16 protein-coding genes are annotated in these 13069 nt (G+C 65.7%); 11 read left to right on the forward strand and 5 right to left on the reverse strand.

Annotation, left to right across the window (positions count from 1 at the left end; translation table 11 throughout):
- Positions 1–108: 108 nt before the first annotated feature.
- Positions 109–1266: a flagellin gene (locus H3H55_RS00815; protein WP_129513439.1), complete on the reverse strand. Its 1158-nt coding sequence runs from the start codon at positions 1264–1266 to the stop codon at positions 109–111.
- Between H3H55_RS00815 and H3H55_RS00820 the strand changes: the two genes are divergently transcribed.
- From H3H55_RS00820 to H3H55_RS00830, 3 genes are all read left to right on the forward strand, one after another.
- Entirely contained in the window at positions 1265–1459 is a 195-nt protein-coding gene (locus H3H55_RS00820) for a hypothetical protein (protein WP_193097434.1), read from the forward strand. The two genes, H3H55_RS00815 and H3H55_RS00820, sit on opposite strands and share 2 nt — an antisense overlap.
- A gap of 326 nt (positions 1460–1785) precedes the next feature.
- Positions 1786–1998 (forward strand): 30S ribosomal protein S21, encoded by a 213-nt coding sequence (gene rpsU / locus H3H55_RS00825; RefSeq protein ID WP_006401410.1) that lies wholly within the window; start codon positions 1786–1788, stop codon positions 1996–1998.
- A 431-nt stretch (positions 1999–2429) separates the two neighbouring features.
- Positions 2430–3665: a PepSY-associated TM helix domain-containing protein gene (locus tag H3H55_RS00830; RefSeq protein ID WP_193097435.1), complete on the forward strand. Its 1236-nt coding sequence runs from the start codon at positions 2430–2432 to the stop codon at positions 3663–3665.
- 63 nt (positions 3666–3728) lie between these two features.
- Here the strand turns inward: H3H55_RS00830 and H3H55_RS00835 are convergent, their stop codons facing one another.
- Positions 3729–4331 (reverse strand): DNA-3-methyladenine glycosylase I, encoded by a 603-nt coding sequence (locus H3H55_RS00835; protein ID WP_193097436.1) that lies wholly within the window; start codon positions 4329–4331, stop codon positions 3729–3731.
- A gap of 142 nt (positions 4332–4473) precedes the next feature.
- Here H3H55_RS00835 and H3H55_RS00840 point away from each other — a divergent pair, with 142 nt between their 5' ends.
- On the forward strand, positions 4474–5355 hold the full coding sequence (locus H3H55_RS00840; protein WP_193097437.1) for a BadF/BadG/BcrA/BcrD ATPase family protein: 882 nt from the start codon (positions 4474–4476) through the stop codon (positions 5353–5355).
- Positions 5356–5490: 135 nt separating this feature from the next.
- Positions 5491–6315: a Cof-type HAD-IIB family hydrolase gene (locus H3H55_RS00845; protein WP_129513443.1), complete on the forward strand. Its 825-nt coding sequence runs from the start codon at positions 5491–5493 to the stop codon at positions 6313–6315.
- Between the two features lie 130 nt (positions 6316–6445).
- Here the strand turns inward: H3H55_RS00845 and aqpZ are convergent, their stop codons facing one another.
- Positions 6446–7186 carry an aquaporin Z gene (aqpZ, locus tag H3H55_RS00850; protein WP_129513444.1) on the reverse strand — a complete coding sequence of 247 codons (741 nt, stop codon included), beginning with the start codon at positions 7184–7186 and terminating at the stop codon, positions 6446–6448.
- Between the two features lie 301 nt (positions 7187–7487).
- On the opposite strand from aqpZ, the gene H3H55_RS00855 reads away from it, so the two are divergent.
- Positions 7488–7784 carry an H-NS histone family protein gene (locus H3H55_RS00855; RefSeq protein WP_129513445.1) on the forward strand — a complete coding sequence of 99 codons (297 nt, stop codon included), beginning with the start codon at positions 7488–7490 and terminating at the stop codon, positions 7782–7784.
- 105 nt (positions 7785–7889) lie between these two features.
- Here H3H55_RS00855 and H3H55_RS00860 read toward each other — a convergent pair whose 3' ends face one another.
- Positions 7890–8954 (reverse strand): glycosyltransferase family 4 protein, encoded by a 1065-nt coding sequence (locus H3H55_RS00860; protein WP_129513446.1) that lies wholly within the window; start codon positions 8952–8954, stop codon positions 7890–7892.
- Positions 8955–9184: 230 nt separating this feature from the next.
- On the reverse strand, positions 9185–9622 hold the full coding sequence (locus H3H55_RS00865) for a hypothetical protein (protein WP_193099507.1): 438 nt from the start codon (positions 9620–9622) through the stop codon (positions 9185–9187).
- Between H3H55_RS00865 and flhD the strand changes: the two genes are divergently transcribed.
- The 5 genes from flhD to H3H55_RS00890 all read left to right on the forward strand — a co-directional run bounded on the left by flhD (position 9621) and on the right by H3H55_RS00890 (position 13064).
- Entirely contained in the window at positions 9621–9941 is a 321-nt protein-coding gene (gene flhD / locus H3H55_RS00870) for a flagellar transcriptional regulator FlhD (protein WP_039346834.1), read from the forward strand. The genes H3H55_RS00865 and flhD overlap by 2 nt on opposite strands.
- A gap of 92 nt (positions 9942–10033) precedes the next feature.
- Positions 10034–10588 carry a flagellar transcriptional regulator FlhC gene (flhC, locus tag H3H55_RS00875; RefSeq protein WP_011350591.1) on the forward strand — a complete coding sequence of 185 codons (555 nt, stop codon included), beginning with the start codon at positions 10034–10036 and terminating at the stop codon, positions 10586–10588.
- 180 nt (positions 10589–10768) lie between these two features.
- Positions 10769–11629, forward strand: coding sequence for a flagellar motor stator protein MotA (gene motA / locus H3H55_RS00880; RefSeq protein ID WP_069255464.1), 861 nt, complete (start codon positions 10769–10771; stop codon positions 11627–11629).
- 13 nt (positions 11630–11642) lie between these two features.
- Entirely contained in the window at positions 11643–12662 is a 1020-nt protein-coding gene (gene motB / locus H3H55_RS00885) for a flagellar motor protein MotB (protein WP_048248116.1), read from the forward strand.
- A gap of 24 nt (positions 12663–12686) precedes the next feature.
- Positions 12687–13064: a response regulator gene (locus tag H3H55_RS00890; protein WP_114175555.1), complete on the forward strand. Its 378-nt coding sequence runs from the start codon at positions 12687–12689 to the stop codon at positions 13062–13064.
- Positions 13065–13069 lie beyond the last annotated feature (5 nt).

Raw genomic sequence — 13069 nt, forward strand, 5'->3', positions numbered from 1 at the left:
TCCGTGAGATTCTGGGTGAAGACCTGGCTGCGGGGCAAGGCCCCGCGCGCCAAGTGCTTGCGGCCGGGCCTCGCGTTACGCGAGGCCCGGCCGCGGGTTGCTACGCGATTACTGCAGGAGCTTCAGGACCTGCTGCGGCAGCGAGTTCGCCTGTGCGAGCACCGAGATGCCTGCTTGTTGCAGCACCTGGTTCTTCGACATGTTCGCGGTTTCCTGCGCGAAGTTCGCGTCGGTGATCTGCGATTGTGCCGACGACAGGTCGGTCGATTCTGCCTGCTGCGACGTTGCGATCGCCGTGAAGCGGTTTTGCGCTGCGCCGAGTGCTGCTTGCAGGTTGTTCACCGTTTGCAGTGCGTTGTCGATCGACACCATCGCGACGTTGGCGCCGCTGACCGTGCTGATGTCGAGGCCCGACACGGTTGCCGGCTTGTTGACGGCGTTGATCTGCGCGACGGCGTTCGTGATCGCGGTGAGCGATGCTGCCGACATGCTCGTGCTGGTTGCGCTCGAGCTGATCGTGATCTGCGTGACCGATGCACCGTTGGATGCGGTACCGGCCGACGTCGTGAAGATTGCCGATGCCGTTGCGCCCGTGATCGCCGTGCCGTTCTGGTCGGTGAACGTGAAGCCGCCCTTGCCGTCCGACGTCACGTTGACAGCCGTGATCGCTGCGCCCGACGACGTGTACTTGCCGGTCGAGTCGAGGCTCAGGCCCGTGACCGTGCCGACGGTCTGGCCCGTCTGCACGACGCCGCCGCCGATTTGTGCGGCCGACATGCTTTGGCTCAGGTCCAGCGAGATCGTCTGGCCGACGTTCGCGCCAACCTGGAACGACACGATGCCTGCGTTGCCGTTCAGGATGTTCGTGCCGTTGTACGTCGTTTGCGACGCGATACGGTTCACTTCCTGGATCTGCTGCGCGACTTCCTGTTGCAGTGCTGCCTGGTCGGTCGTGGACATCGTGCCCGTCGACGCCTGGACGGCCAGCTGGCGGATACGTTGCAGGCTGTTCGTCAGCGACGACAGTGCGCTCGATGCCGTTTGAATCATCGACACGCCGTCGTTGGCGTTCGACACGCCCTGGTTCAGACCGTTGATCTGCGTCTGCATCCGGGTCGAGATCGCGAGGCCTGCTGCGTCGTCCGCTGCGCTGTTGATGCGCTTGCCCGACGACAGGCGGGTGATTGCCTGCGACAGGGCGTTCTGCGAGCCGTTGAGGTTCTGCTGTGCAACCAGCGAGTTGATGTTGCTGTTAATTCCGAGCATGGAAAATCTCCTGTTTAAGCCGAAAGCCCTGGAAAGCCGTTTTGGCGTCGGCGGAAGCACTCGTTCATTGCTGGCCGCCTCAGAGCAGGATTTCGGCGTACCAAAACAAAACTTGAGGGGCGCGTTGAGATTCGGCCCGATTTTTTATCCTTCTTTGTCATTTCTGACGGGTCCGGCCGTACGGCCCGGTTAACGGGGGCAGAGACCGGCCTGCCGACGGAGTGACAATGCTGTGCACACGGAATCGACAAAAGGATGGTTTTGTCTGTGATTCCCTGATATGATGGCGGGCTGAATTGAGATTTTCTGTCACGCCTTTGCCGTTCTCGGCATGTTTGCTGGCAGTCAAACGCGGCGCTGCACGCGGTTGTGAAGCGTACTCGCGGTGCTTTCCGCCTCTCTTTTCCGGCCTCCGAGGCCGTATTTCCGCTCGTTTCGCCTGTTGTGGGGACGCTCGGATGGCCGGTGCGTGGCGCTTGGCCGCTACGTTTTTGACCGTATAAGCAATTTAGGAACGACATGACGACGATTCTTCTGAAAGAAAACGAGCCGTTCGAAGTGGCGATTCGCCGCTTTCGTCGCGCTATCGAAAAAAACGGCCTGATCGCTGAACTGCGCGAGCGCCAGTCTTACGAAAAGCCGACCGCAGTCCGCAAGCGCAAGAAGGCAGCAGCCGTCAAGCGCCTGCACAAGCGCCTGCGCAGCCAGATGCTGCCGAAGAAGCTCCACTAAGAGCGTCTTCTGGTTCGCCGCGAAACGGCGGAGTGTGCTTCGAAAGAAGCCGCTCCGCCGTTTTGCTTTTGGGGGCCGGGAAAGGCCTGGAGCCGCAGCCGCGCTGGGCGAATCGCCCGCATACGCGAGCGACGCGGAGAAGCTGGCGAGGGCGGCGACCAGGCAGCATGGGAGAGCGGGAAGGCGGGCGAAGCCGACAATCATCGCGAATGAGCAATAACGAAAACAAGAATCATTCGCATTGAATTAAAATGCCGCGCATCGTAACGACACCCGTCGAACGCGCAACACTTCCATGCCGTGCGCAAGGGCATTCGGCCTCGCCTGGGGGGGGGCCGGCTCTTGTGCGGCGCCTGACCTCAAATGACCTGGATCCCGCCGAATCGGGGCCGCCGCTCGTGCCGGCCCGCTTACCGTTTGCTGTGCCCGCGATGAATGCGTTCCTGCGACCGTTTCTCGTCCGTCTGCATCGCTGGTTCGGCCTGGCCATCGCGCTGTTCCTGTTCGTCGCGGGGCTCACCGGTGCGCTGATTGCGTGGGACCACGAGCTCGATGCGGCGCTGAACCCGGATTTCTACGTCGCCCACAGCGGCGCGGCACCGCTTGCGCCGCTCGCGCTTGCGGCGCGCATCGAGGCCGCCGACCCGCGCGTGCAGGTGACCTACCTGCCGCTCGCGGTCGAACCGGGGCACACGCTGCAGGCGGGCGTGATGCCGCGCACCGATCCGGCGACCGGCCGGCCGCACGCGCTCGATTTCAGCCAGATCGCCGTCGATCCCGCGACCGGTGCGGTGCAGGGCCGCCGCGAATGGGGGGCGCTATCGGTCGCGCGGCTCGACCTGATGCCGTTCATCTACCGGTTGCACTACTCGCTGTTCCTGCCCGAGTACGGCGGGATCAACTTCGGATTCTGGGTGATGGGCGTGGTCGGCATCGTGTGGGCGCTCGACAGCCTGATCGCGCTCGTGCTCGCGTTTCCGAACCTGAAAAGCTGGCGCAAGTCGTTCGCGTTCCGCGTGCGGCGCGGCGGTTATCCGCTCGTGTTCGACCTGCACCGCTCGGGCGGCGTCTGGGTGTGGGGGCTGCTGCTTGTCGTTGCGGTCACATCGATCTCGATGAATCTCGGCAATCCGCTCGTGCGACCGCTCGTGTCGCTGTTCTCGCCGCTCGCCGAAACGCCTTACACGAATCCCGAGCACTTCCCGCCCGCGCCGCCGGGCAGCAAGGTACTGCCGCGCGAGCGGATCGTCGAGATCGCGCGTGCGGCCGGGCGCGACGCGGGGATCGCCGCGCCGCCCGGCGCGCTGCTGTTCGCGCCGGCGATGAATGTCTATGCGGTCGGGTTCTTCACGCCCGGCAACGACCACGGCGACGTCGGGCTCGGCAATGCGTGGCTTTACTGGGACGCGGTGACCGGCAAGCCCGTCGCCGCCCAGGTGCCGGGCCGCGGCTCGGCCGGCGACCTGTTCATGCAGGCGCAGTTTCCGTTGCACTCGGGGCGGATCGCCGGCGTCGCGGGCCGCGTCGCGGTGAGCGTGCTCGGCGTCGTCATCGCGATGCTGAGCGTGACGGGCATCTGCATCTGGGTGAAGAAGCGCAGCGCGCGCGTGCGGGCCGCGCGGAGCACACGGGCAGTCGTGCCGGCGTCGTCGCGCACCGCGCGGTAAGCGGACGGCGGGACAACTGCAGGGCAGGGGCGATGGGTGGGCGGCCGGCGGGGGCCGGCGCCGTCAGCCCGCCTTGCGCCGGCGTGCCGGCTGTTTGCCGCCGAGCGCCGCGCACGGCGCGTGGCACGGGCAATCGACCTCGTGATCGTTGACCATGCCGGTCGCCTGCATCAGCGCGTAGCAGATCGTCGAACCGACGAACTTGCAGCCGTACGCCTTCAGCGCCTTGCTGAGCGCGTCGGACTGCTCGGTCGACGCGGGTGCGTCGCGGTACGACTGCCACGCGTTCTGGACCGGCGTGTCGCCGACGAACGACCACAGGAACGCGGCAAGCGACCCGTGCTCGTCGCGGATGCGCTGCACGGCGCGCGCGTTGTTCACCGCGGATTCGACCTTTGCGCGGTTGCGCACGATGCCGGGGTTCTCCAGCAATTTTTCGATGCGCTTCGGCGTGAAGCGCGCGACGGTGTCGACATCGAAATCGGCGAATGCGTCGCGATAACCCGCGCGCTTGTTCAGGATCGTCGACCAGGACAGCCCGGCCTGCGCGCCTTCGAGGATCAGCATTTCGAACAGGTGGCGATCGTCGTGCGACGGCCGCCCCCACTCGGTATCGTGATAGTGAGCGTCCGCTTCCGTCTTCACCCAGTTGCACCGCTGCGACATCGTCAGCCTCGTTTTCAGTGTCGATTCGATCGCGCCAGCATAGCGGAAGCCCTTTTCACGGGATAGCCGGCCGAACGGCAGATGGGCGCACGGCGCCGATCCGGTTAAGCTTGGCGCCTGTTCGAATCAGCGGGATGAAGGCATGACGGCATTACTTTTTGCGATCGGCATCGACGGCGGCGGCTCGGGCACCCGCGCGGTGCTGGCAGACCGGCAAGGGCGCGAACTCGCGCAGGGGCGCGGCGGCCCGTCGGGGCTCGGTCTCGGTATCGAGCGCGCGTGGGCGTCGATCGGCGCGGCCTGCGCGGACGCATTCACGCAAGCCGGTTTCGCGTTCGAATGGTCGCAGTGCGCGCTCGGCTGCGGGCTTGCGGGCGTCAACAATGCGGCGTGGCTCGCCGCGTTCCGCGCGCAGGCGCCGCTCGGTGCGCTCGCGGTCGAGAGCGACGCCTATACGACCGTCGTCGGCGCGCACGGCGGCGCGCCGGGGCTCATCGTCGCGCTCGGCACCGGCAGCATCGCGGCGGCGCTCGATGCGGCCGGCGCCTGCCGCATCGCCGGCGGTTTCGGTTTTCCGTCCGGCGACGAGGCGAGCGGCGCGTGGCTCGGCGTGCGCGCGCTCGCGTACGCGCAACAGGCGCTCGACGGCCGCGTGCCGCGGGATGCATTCGCCGACGCGCTGCTCGCGGAAACGGGCGCGCAGGATCGCGACGCGCTCGTCCAGTGGTCGTGCGATGCGAACCAGACGATCTACGCGCGCCTCGCGCCGATCGTGTTCGCGCACCGCTCGCATCCGGTCGCGAGCGCGCTGATCGCGCAGGCGGGCGACGAGATCGGCAAGATGATCGATGCGCTCGATCCGCAGCAGGCACTGCCGGTCGCGCTGTGCGGCGGGTTGGCGGACGCGCTCGCACCGGCCGTGCCGGCGCGCCACGCCGCGCGGCTGCGCGCGCCGCTCGACGATTCCGCGCACGGCGCGCTGCGGCTCGCGCTGCAGGCGCTGCGGGCGGCGGAGGGTGGCTGAAGGCGGTGGAAGGCGGTTGACGATGCGCTGAAGCAGGGCCGAAGGCGGCGCTCGACCGGGAACCGTCCGGCGCGCAATCGGGCACGACGTTAAAATGGCCGTTCCGCAGAGCCCTGAGCGCCATTCTTCCGTCCCATGTACAAAGTCATCGCCACCGATCTCGACGGTACCCTGCTGAACAGCGACCACCAGCTCGATCCGTACACGATCGACACCGTCCGCCGCCTCGACGGCGACGGCCTGCAGTTCGTGATCGCCACGGGGCGCCATTACGCGGACGTCGCCGGCATTCGCGACGTGCTCGGCATCCGGCCGTACCTGATCACGTCGAACGGCGCGCGCGTGCATGCGCCGGACGACACGATGATCCACGCGCAGGACATCGATCCCGCGATCGTCCGTGGCCTCGTGCAGCCGGACGTCGTCGGCGCGCACGGCCGCGTGATCGTCAACCTGTTCACCAACCAGGGCTGGCTGATCGACCGCGATGCGCCGCACCTGCTCGAATTCCACCAGGATTCGGGCTTCCGGTACGACGTGATCGACATGGCCGCCCACGACGGCGCCAATATCGCGAAGGTGCTGTATATCGGCGAGCCGGCCGATCTGGCGGTCGTCGCCGAGCAGATGCGCGTGCGTTTCGGCGATGCGCTGTACGTCACGTACTCGCTGCCCGACTGTCTCGAAGTGATGACCGCGAACGTGTCGAAGGGCCGCGCGCTGCGCACGGTGCTCGCGCGGCTCGGCGTCGACACCGGCCACTGCATCGCGTTCGGCGACAACATGAACGATATCGATCTGCTTGAAACCGCCGGTCACGCGTTCATGATGAACAACGCAAATCCCGACCTGGTCGCGCGGCTGCCGCACATCCCGCGGATCGGCAACAACTTCGACGCGGGCGTCGCCCGCCACCTGCGCACGCTGTTCTCGCTCGAGGGCAACGTCGCCGCTTCCTGAGCGCCCTGCTCAGGCGCGCTTCCCGGGCGGAAATGAAAAACGGGCGCCAAGGGCGCCCGTCGAAATTGCTTGCCTCGTGTTCTTGGACAGCGTGAGGCTCGCTGCTCTGCTCGCGTGACCCCGTAGTGTTTTATTCGCTTGTGCGAGCCGATGCCGGCAGCAGGTCGACGGCGTTGTCACGCCCCGCGACCAGCGGGTAAATGATCCCTGCGAGTACCGCGCCGATGATCGGCGCCACCCAGAACAGCCACAGCTGGCCGATCGCCTCGCCGCCGACGAACAGCGCGGGGCCGGTCGAGCGGGCCGGGTTCACCGACGTGTTGGTGACCGGAATCGAGATCAGGTGAATCAGCGTCAGGCACAGGCCGATCGCGATCGGCGCGAAGCCGGCCGGCGCGCGCTTGTCGGTCGCGCCGAGGATCACGAACAGGAAGAACGCCGTCATCACGACTTCGCAGATGAACGCCGCGCCGAGCGCGTAGTGGCCGGGCGAGCGTTCGCCGAAGCCGTTCGTCGCAAAGCCGCTGCCGACCACGTCGAAGCCCGGCTTGCCGGTCGCGATCAGGTACAGCACGAACGCACCGAGCGTCGCGCCGACCACCTGCGCGACGATGTACGGCGCGAGATCGCGCGCCGGGAAGCGGCCGGCGACCGTCAGGCCGACGCTCACCGCCGGATTCAGGTGGCAGCCCGAAATGTGTCCGATCGCGAATGCCATCGTCAGCACGGTCAGGCCGAAGGCAAGTGCGACACCGGCAAAGCCGATGCCGAGGCCCGGAAAGGCGGCGGCCAGCACGGCGCTTCCGCACCCGCCGAGCACCAGCCAGAACGTGCCGAATACCTCTGCAGCGAGACGCTGAGAAAGATTCATGTAAGGGACCTTGTTCAAGTGGGTTGAAGACGACCGGACGACACGACGGATTTATTCGATCGCCCGGAATTGGTCTGGATTATAGGAAATGAATCGGGTCCGGGAGGGTCAACGATTGTTAAATTTGAATGGCTGACGAATGCCTTTTATTAGAATAAGTCCGCATTCTCGATATAGCCGATTCGGTTAAAGATGACAGCATTTATTTCGAAGGGTAGGGCGGCAGTGCGGATGACGTAACGGATGTTTGTGTCCCGGTGGATTCGCCGGGGCCGCATCATCGAAAAAAGGGAGTCGAAAAATGTCTCAATACGCGAAACTCAAGGCGCAGATCGCTGATCTGCAGGCCCAGGCGGACGACGTGCGCCGCCAGGAAGTGGCGGCCGTCATTGCCGACGTCCAGCGAATGATTGCCGAATACGGCTTGACGGCCCAGGACCTGGGCTTCGCGGAGCGGGCACGGCGCGGCCGTCCGCCCAAGAAGTCGCCGCTGCCGCCGAAATTTCGCGATCCGAAGTCCGGCGCGACCTGGAGCGGGCGCGGCAAGCCGCCGAATTGGATCGTCGGGAAAAACCGCGATCGATTCCTGATCGAATGACTGAAAGCCCCAAAAGAAAAGAGCCGCATCGTCGATGCGGCTCTTTTGTATTGCGCGCCGATTTCGGCGCGAATTTTACGGAATATTTCCGCGCGGATTTCCGCGTCAGGCGCCTGCAACCCGGCGCAATGTCGGTTGCCGGGTCGTCGTGCAAAGCGTTTCGTAAGTTTCGACATAACGCTGCGCCATTGCCTTCGAGCTGAAACGCGTGTCGAAACGTTCGCGGATCGCGGTGCGCGACAGGCTGTCGATCCGGTGCAGCGCGCCGACCGCGCCCTGCACGTCCTCGACGATGAAGCCGGTCACGCCGTCCTCGATCACTTCCGGCACCGAACCGCGGTTGAACGCGACGACCGGCGTGCCGCAGGCCATCGCCTCGATCATCACGAGGCCGAACGGTTCCGGCCAGTCGATCGGGAACAGCAGCGCCTTCGCGCCGGACAGGAAGGCGGGCTTCTGCGCTTCGTTGATCTCGCCGATGAACTCGACGTGCGCCTCGCCGAGCAGCGGCTCGATCACTTCCTTGAAATAGTCGGCGTCGGCCTTGTCGACCTTCGCGGCGATCTTCAGCGGGAGCCCGCTTTGCGCGGCGATCCGGATTGCCGTGTCGACGCGCTTTTCGGGGCAGATGCGGCCGAGGAACGCGAGGTATTCGGGCTTCACGCCCGGCTGCGGCGTGAGCAGCGTGTCGGGCAGCCCGTGATACACGGTGCCGGCCCACGCGGCCTGCGGCAGCGGCTTGCGCTGGTTGTTCGAGATCGACACGACCGGTGCGTCCGGGAACGCGTCGAACACGGGCTGCAGCTCGGGCAAGTCGAGGCGGCCGTGCAGCGTCGTCACGTAAGGCGTGTCGAGGCGCGACATCAGCGGGAACGGCAGGTAGTCGAGGTGGAAGTGCAGCACGTCGAATTCGTGCGCGACACGGGCGACCTGCTCGAGGAGCCGCATATGGGGCGCCATCGAGTCGCGGATCGACGGGTCGAGCCGCAGTGCGCGCGGCCAGGCCGCCTCGAGACGGGCCGACGTAACGGAGTCGCCGCTCGCGAACAGCGTGACGTCGTGGCCAAGTTCGACGAGCGCCTCGGTGAGGTAGGACACGACACGCTCGGTGCCGCCATAGAGTTTCGGCGGAACGGCTTCGTAAAGCGGCGCGATCTGGGCAATTCGCATGGGTGATCTCCGGTGTCGATCCGCTTGGGCGCTTGGGCGCCAATACGGATCCCCTACAAGGTTGCGGAACTCGCCGACGCACGCTGTTGGCGGTACGTGGCCGGGCCCTGGGCGGGGTGCGCGGGGCGCCGGACGGCAAGCTGCGGGGCGGGCCGGCACGGCTCGCGCCGCCGCCCATTGGAGGTCATTATCGATATCGCACTGTAGGGTTCGAGTGATTTTTCAAACACTTAAGGCTTGTTACACGATGAAATACACGAAAACCCCGAGAAAAAGGGCGCGGAAACACAAATGGAGATAGACGCATCTATTGTTGCGTCAACGTGAAAAAGCTCTATAATTTTTACCGATCCGATTGTCGGCAGCCTTGCCGGCAAGCCTTCCGCCATTGCGCGGCGGCCATCGGGCACATCACGGCGGAACCCGCGCCACCCGTCGTTTTCCTTCCGGTTCCTTTCAATTCGCCTTGTCGGAAAAATTCCTACACGGTTTACAGACAAATCCTGCATGGCATACGCCACTTCGCTGATACCGGCATAAATGCCGTTTGGCCAAAATTCGCCCTGTAAGACTATAAACGAGCCGACCGAGCGCCAAGAGCGCTCCGAGCGAGCAAACGTTTTCATAACATGAATGGCCAAAGCAAAGCTCTTTAACGGGGGAATCATGAGCGCTACCAGCGAAATGCTCAGTGAGATCAAAGAGGTCAACCTGTCGTACCTCCTCCTCGCGCAACGCCTGCTGCGGGAAGACAAGGCGATGGGCATGTTCCGCATGGGAATTTCCCAGGAACTGGCCGACCTGCTCGCGAACCTCACGCTCGCACAGACCGTGAAGCTCGCCGCGTCCAACCAGATGCTGTGCCGTTTCCGCTTCGACGATCACGCGCTGCTGTCCTCGCTCGCCGACAAAGGCCGCAGCGATGTCGTCGCGCACGCCCACTCGGCCATCCTGATGGCCGGACAGCAGGTCGAAGGCGTCCGCTGATCCATCCCGCCTTGCGTGTGTCCCGGCGTGCCGCGCCGGCGGGCAGCGTATTGGCCATCCATCCGAACAACGTCAAGCGGACGGTTTTCACCATGGCAAGCAAAAGCGTCGTGATCGAGGTGAAGGAAATCACCCTCGCCATCGAACTGATCGAACTGGGCGCCCGGCTGCAATTGCTGGAGGCGGAGACGAGCCTGTCGCGGGACCGTCTGATCAAGCTGTACAAGGAACTGAAGGGCGTGTCGCCGCCGAAGGGGATGCTGCCGTTCTCGACCGACTGGTTCATGACGTGGCAGCCGAACATCCACTCGTCGCTGTTCTACAACATCTACCGGTTCATGCAGGACCACGGCCGCTGCGAGCCGATCCAGTCGATCGTGAAGGCGTACCGGCTCTATCAGGAGCACGTGAACCTGTCCGGCGACGAGGCCGCGCTGAGCCTCACGCGCGCGTGGACGCTCGTGCGCTTCTTCGATTCGGGGATGCTGCAGATGACCCCGTGCACGCGCTGCGGCGGCCACTTCGTCGCGCATGCGCATGATCCGCATCAAGGTTTCGTCTGCGGCCTGTGCCAGCCGCCGTCGCGCGCGGGCAAGACCCGCAAGGCCGCCGCCGCGCGCGCAGAACTGGCCGCCGCCGCGGCCTGAGCGCCGGGCCGGGCGGGGCCGGACGGGGCGCGAGCGGCGCCCGCGGGCCGCGCGAATCGTCTGCGAATTGCTGGTAAACACCGCCGGGCCGTCATCGAGCGGCCGCGAAAGTTTTCCTGCCGACTGCCGTAAACCTGATTAACGGCGGTCTCCCCGCCGGTCTTTCGTGAGGGACAGGCAGTGCTGATTATCGTGGGAACACTCGTGACGCTGTTGTCCGTCTTCGGCGGTTATGCGCTGGCAGGCGGGCATCTGGGCGCCTTGATCCAGCCCGTCGAGATCCTGATGATCGCGGGCGCCGGTGTCGGCGCATTCATCCTCGGCAACGGCGGCAAGACCATCAAGGCGACGCTGCGCGTGCTGCCGACGCTCTTCAAGGGCTCGAAATACACGAAGGACGTCTATATGGAGCTGATGGCGCTCCTGTACGTGCTGCTCGCGAAGGCGCGCAAGGAAGGCACGCTGACGCTCGAGGCCGACATCGACGATCCGGAAAAGAGCCCGATCTTCACGCAATACCCGAAAATCCTCGCCGATCGCCACATCGTCGAATTCCTGACCGACTACCTGCGCCTGATGGTGGGCGGCAACATGAACGCGTTCGAGATCGAGAGCCTGATGGACGAGGAGATCGAGACGCACCACGCGGAAGGCGAAGGCCCCGCGCACGCGCTGATGCGCGTCGGCGACGCGATGCCGGCGTTCGGTATCGTCGCGGCCGTGATGGGCGTCGTGCACACGATGGCGTCCGCCGACAAGCCGCCCGCGGTGCTCGGCGCGATGATCGCGCAGGCGCTGGTCGGCACGTTCCTCGGGATCCTGCTGTCGTACGGGCTGATCGGGCCGCTCGCGAGCCTCGCGGAGCAGCGCGTCGCCGAGTCGACCAAGATGTTCCAGTGCATCAAGGTGACGATCCTCGCGACGCTGAACGGCTATGCACCGGCGATTGCCGTCGAGTTCGGCCGCAAGGTGCTGTTCTCGACCGAGCGGCCGTCGTTTTCCGAGCTCGAAGAGCACGTGCGCCGCGTGAAGGCGAAGTGACGCGGAGCGCACGATGAGCAAGAGCAAGGATCGCGCGATCGTCGTCAAGCGGGTGGCCCCGGCGAAGAAGGGCCACCACGGCGGCGCATGGAAGCTCGCGTACGCGGACTTCATGACCGCGATGATGGCGTTCTTCCTGCTGATGTGGCTGCTGAGCTCGGTCACGCCGGTGCAGCTGAAGGGGATCGCCGAATACTTCAACACGCCGCTGAAGGCCGCGCTGCTCGGCAGCGGCGACCGCAACTCGCAGGACTCCAGCATCATCAACGCCGGCGGCCGCGACCTGTCGAGCGTCGACGCCGGCACGCTGCGCCGCACCGACGGCACGACGTCGCTGGCCGAGCGGGTCGCGAAGCCGGTCGACGAGCAGGCGCAAGCGCAGGCGCAGGGCGCGATCGAGCGGCGCGAGCAGGCGCGCCTGCACGACCTGCAGATCAAGCTGATGGCCGCGATCGAGGCCAATCCGACGCTGCGCCAGTTCAAGCAGCAGATCCGCATCGACTCGACGCTGATGGGGCTGCGCATCGAGATCGTCGATACGCAGAAGCGGCCGATGTTCGCGATGTCGAGCGACCACGTCGAGCCGTACATGCGCGACATCCTGCGCGAGATCGGCAAGACGCTGAACGACGTGCCGAACCGGATCATCGTCCAGGGCCACACCGACGCCGTGCCGTACGCGGGCGGCGAGGGCGGCTACAGCAACTGGGAGCTGTCGGCCGACCGCGCGAACGCGTCGCGCCGCGAATTGATCTCCGGCGGCATGGACGAGGCGAAAGTGCTGCGCGTGCTCGGGCTCGCGTCGACGCAGAACCTGAACAAGGCCGACCCGCTCGATCCGGAAAACCGCCGGATCAGCGTGATCGTGCTGAACCGCAAATCCGAAGAAGCGCTGATGCGCGACGACGCGACGACCACGACGCTGTCGGCCGACGCGGCGGGCTCGAAGCTGCTCGCGCAGCAGCTCGGCGGCCCGTCGCCGGCCGCGCGTCCGGTGGTCGCGAGCGCCGCCGTCGCGGCGCCGAAACCCTGACGTATCCAAGATTCCGAGACAGACATGATCCGAACCATTCTCGCCATCGACGACTCCGCGACCATGCGTGCGCTGCTGCAGGCAACGCTTGCGCAGGCCGGCTACGACGTGACGGTGGCGCCGGACGGCGAAGCCGGCTTCGACATGGCCGCGACCGCGCCGTACGACCTGGTGCTGACCGACCAGAACATGCCGCGCAAGAGCGGGCTCGAGGTGATCGCCGCGCTGCGCAAGCTGACCGCGTATGCGGACACGCCGATCCTCGTACTGACAACGGAGGGCAGCGATGCCTTCAAGGACGCCGCACGCGACGCGGGTGCGACCGGCTGGATCGAGAAGCCGATCGACCCGGCCGTGCTGGTCGACCTGGTCGCGACGCTGTCCGAGCCGGCCGCCTCCTGACATGA

Source organism: Burkholderia sp. Z1 (assembly GCF_014893795.1).
In the GTDB taxonomy this organism is placed as follows: Bacteria; Pseudomonadota; Gammaproteobacteria; order Burkholderiales; family Burkholderiaceae; genus Burkholderia; species Burkholderia theae.

Excerpts from the sequence above, each read along its gene's own strand:
- H3H55_RS00820 (WP_193097434.1), top strand. The coding sequence starts at position 1,265 with ATGGAAAATCTCCTGTTTAAGCCGAAAGCCCTGGAAAGCCGTTTTGGC.
- H3H55_RS00815 (WP_129513439.1), bottom strand. The coding sequence starts at position 1,266 with ATGCTCGGAATTAACAGCAACATCAACTCGCTGGTTGCACAGCAGAAC.
- rpsU (WP_006401410.1), top strand. The coding sequence starts at position 1,786 with ATGACGACGATTCTTCTGAAAGAAAACGAGCCGTTCGAAGTGGCGATT.
- H3H55_RS00830 (WP_193097435.1), top strand. The coding sequence starts at position 2,430 with ATGAATGCGTTCCTGCGACCGTTTCTCGTCCGTCTGCATCGCTGGTTC.
- H3H55_RS00835 (WP_193097436.1), bottom strand. The coding sequence starts at position 4,331 with ATGTCGCAGCGGTGCAACTGGGTGAAGACGGAAGCGGACGCTCACTAT.
- H3H55_RS00840 (WP_193097437.1), top strand. The coding sequence starts at position 4,474 with ATGACGGCATTACTTTTTGCGATCGGCATCGACGGCGGCGGCTCGGGC.
- H3H55_RS00845 (WP_129513443.1), top strand. The coding sequence starts at position 5,491 with ATGTACAAAGTCATCGCCACCGATCTCGACGGTACCCTGCTGAACAGC.
- aqpZ (WP_129513444.1), bottom strand. The coding sequence starts at position 7,186 with ATGAATCTTTCTCAGCGTCTCGCTGCAGAGGTATTCGGCACGTTCTGG.
- H3H55_RS00855 (WP_129513445.1), top strand. The coding sequence starts at position 7,488 with ATGTCTCAATACGCGAAACTCAAGGCGCAGATCGCTGATCTGCAGGCC.
- H3H55_RS00860 (WP_129513446.1), bottom strand. The coding sequence starts at position 8,954 with ATGCGAATTGCCCAGATCGCGCCGCTTTACGAAGCCGTTCCGCCGAAA.
- flhD (WP_039346834.1), top strand. The coding sequence starts at position 9,621 with ATGAGCGCTACCAGCGAAATGCTCAGTGAGATCAAAGAGGTCAACCTG.
- H3H55_RS00865 (WP_193099507.1), bottom strand. The coding sequence starts at position 9,622 with ATGATTCCCCCGTTAAAGAGCTTTGCTTTGGCCATTCATGTTATGAAA.
- flhC (WP_011350591.1), top strand. The coding sequence starts at position 10,034 with ATGGCAAGCAAAAGCGTCGTGATCGAGGTGAAGGAAATCACCCTCGCC.
- motB (WP_048248116.1), top strand. The coding sequence starts at position 11,643 with ATGAGCAAGAGCAAGGATCGCGCGATCGTCGTCAAGCGGGTGGCCCCG.
- H3H55_RS00890 (WP_114175555.1), top strand. The coding sequence starts at position 12,687 with ATGATCCGAACCATTCTCGCCATCGACGACTCCGCGACCATGCGTGCG.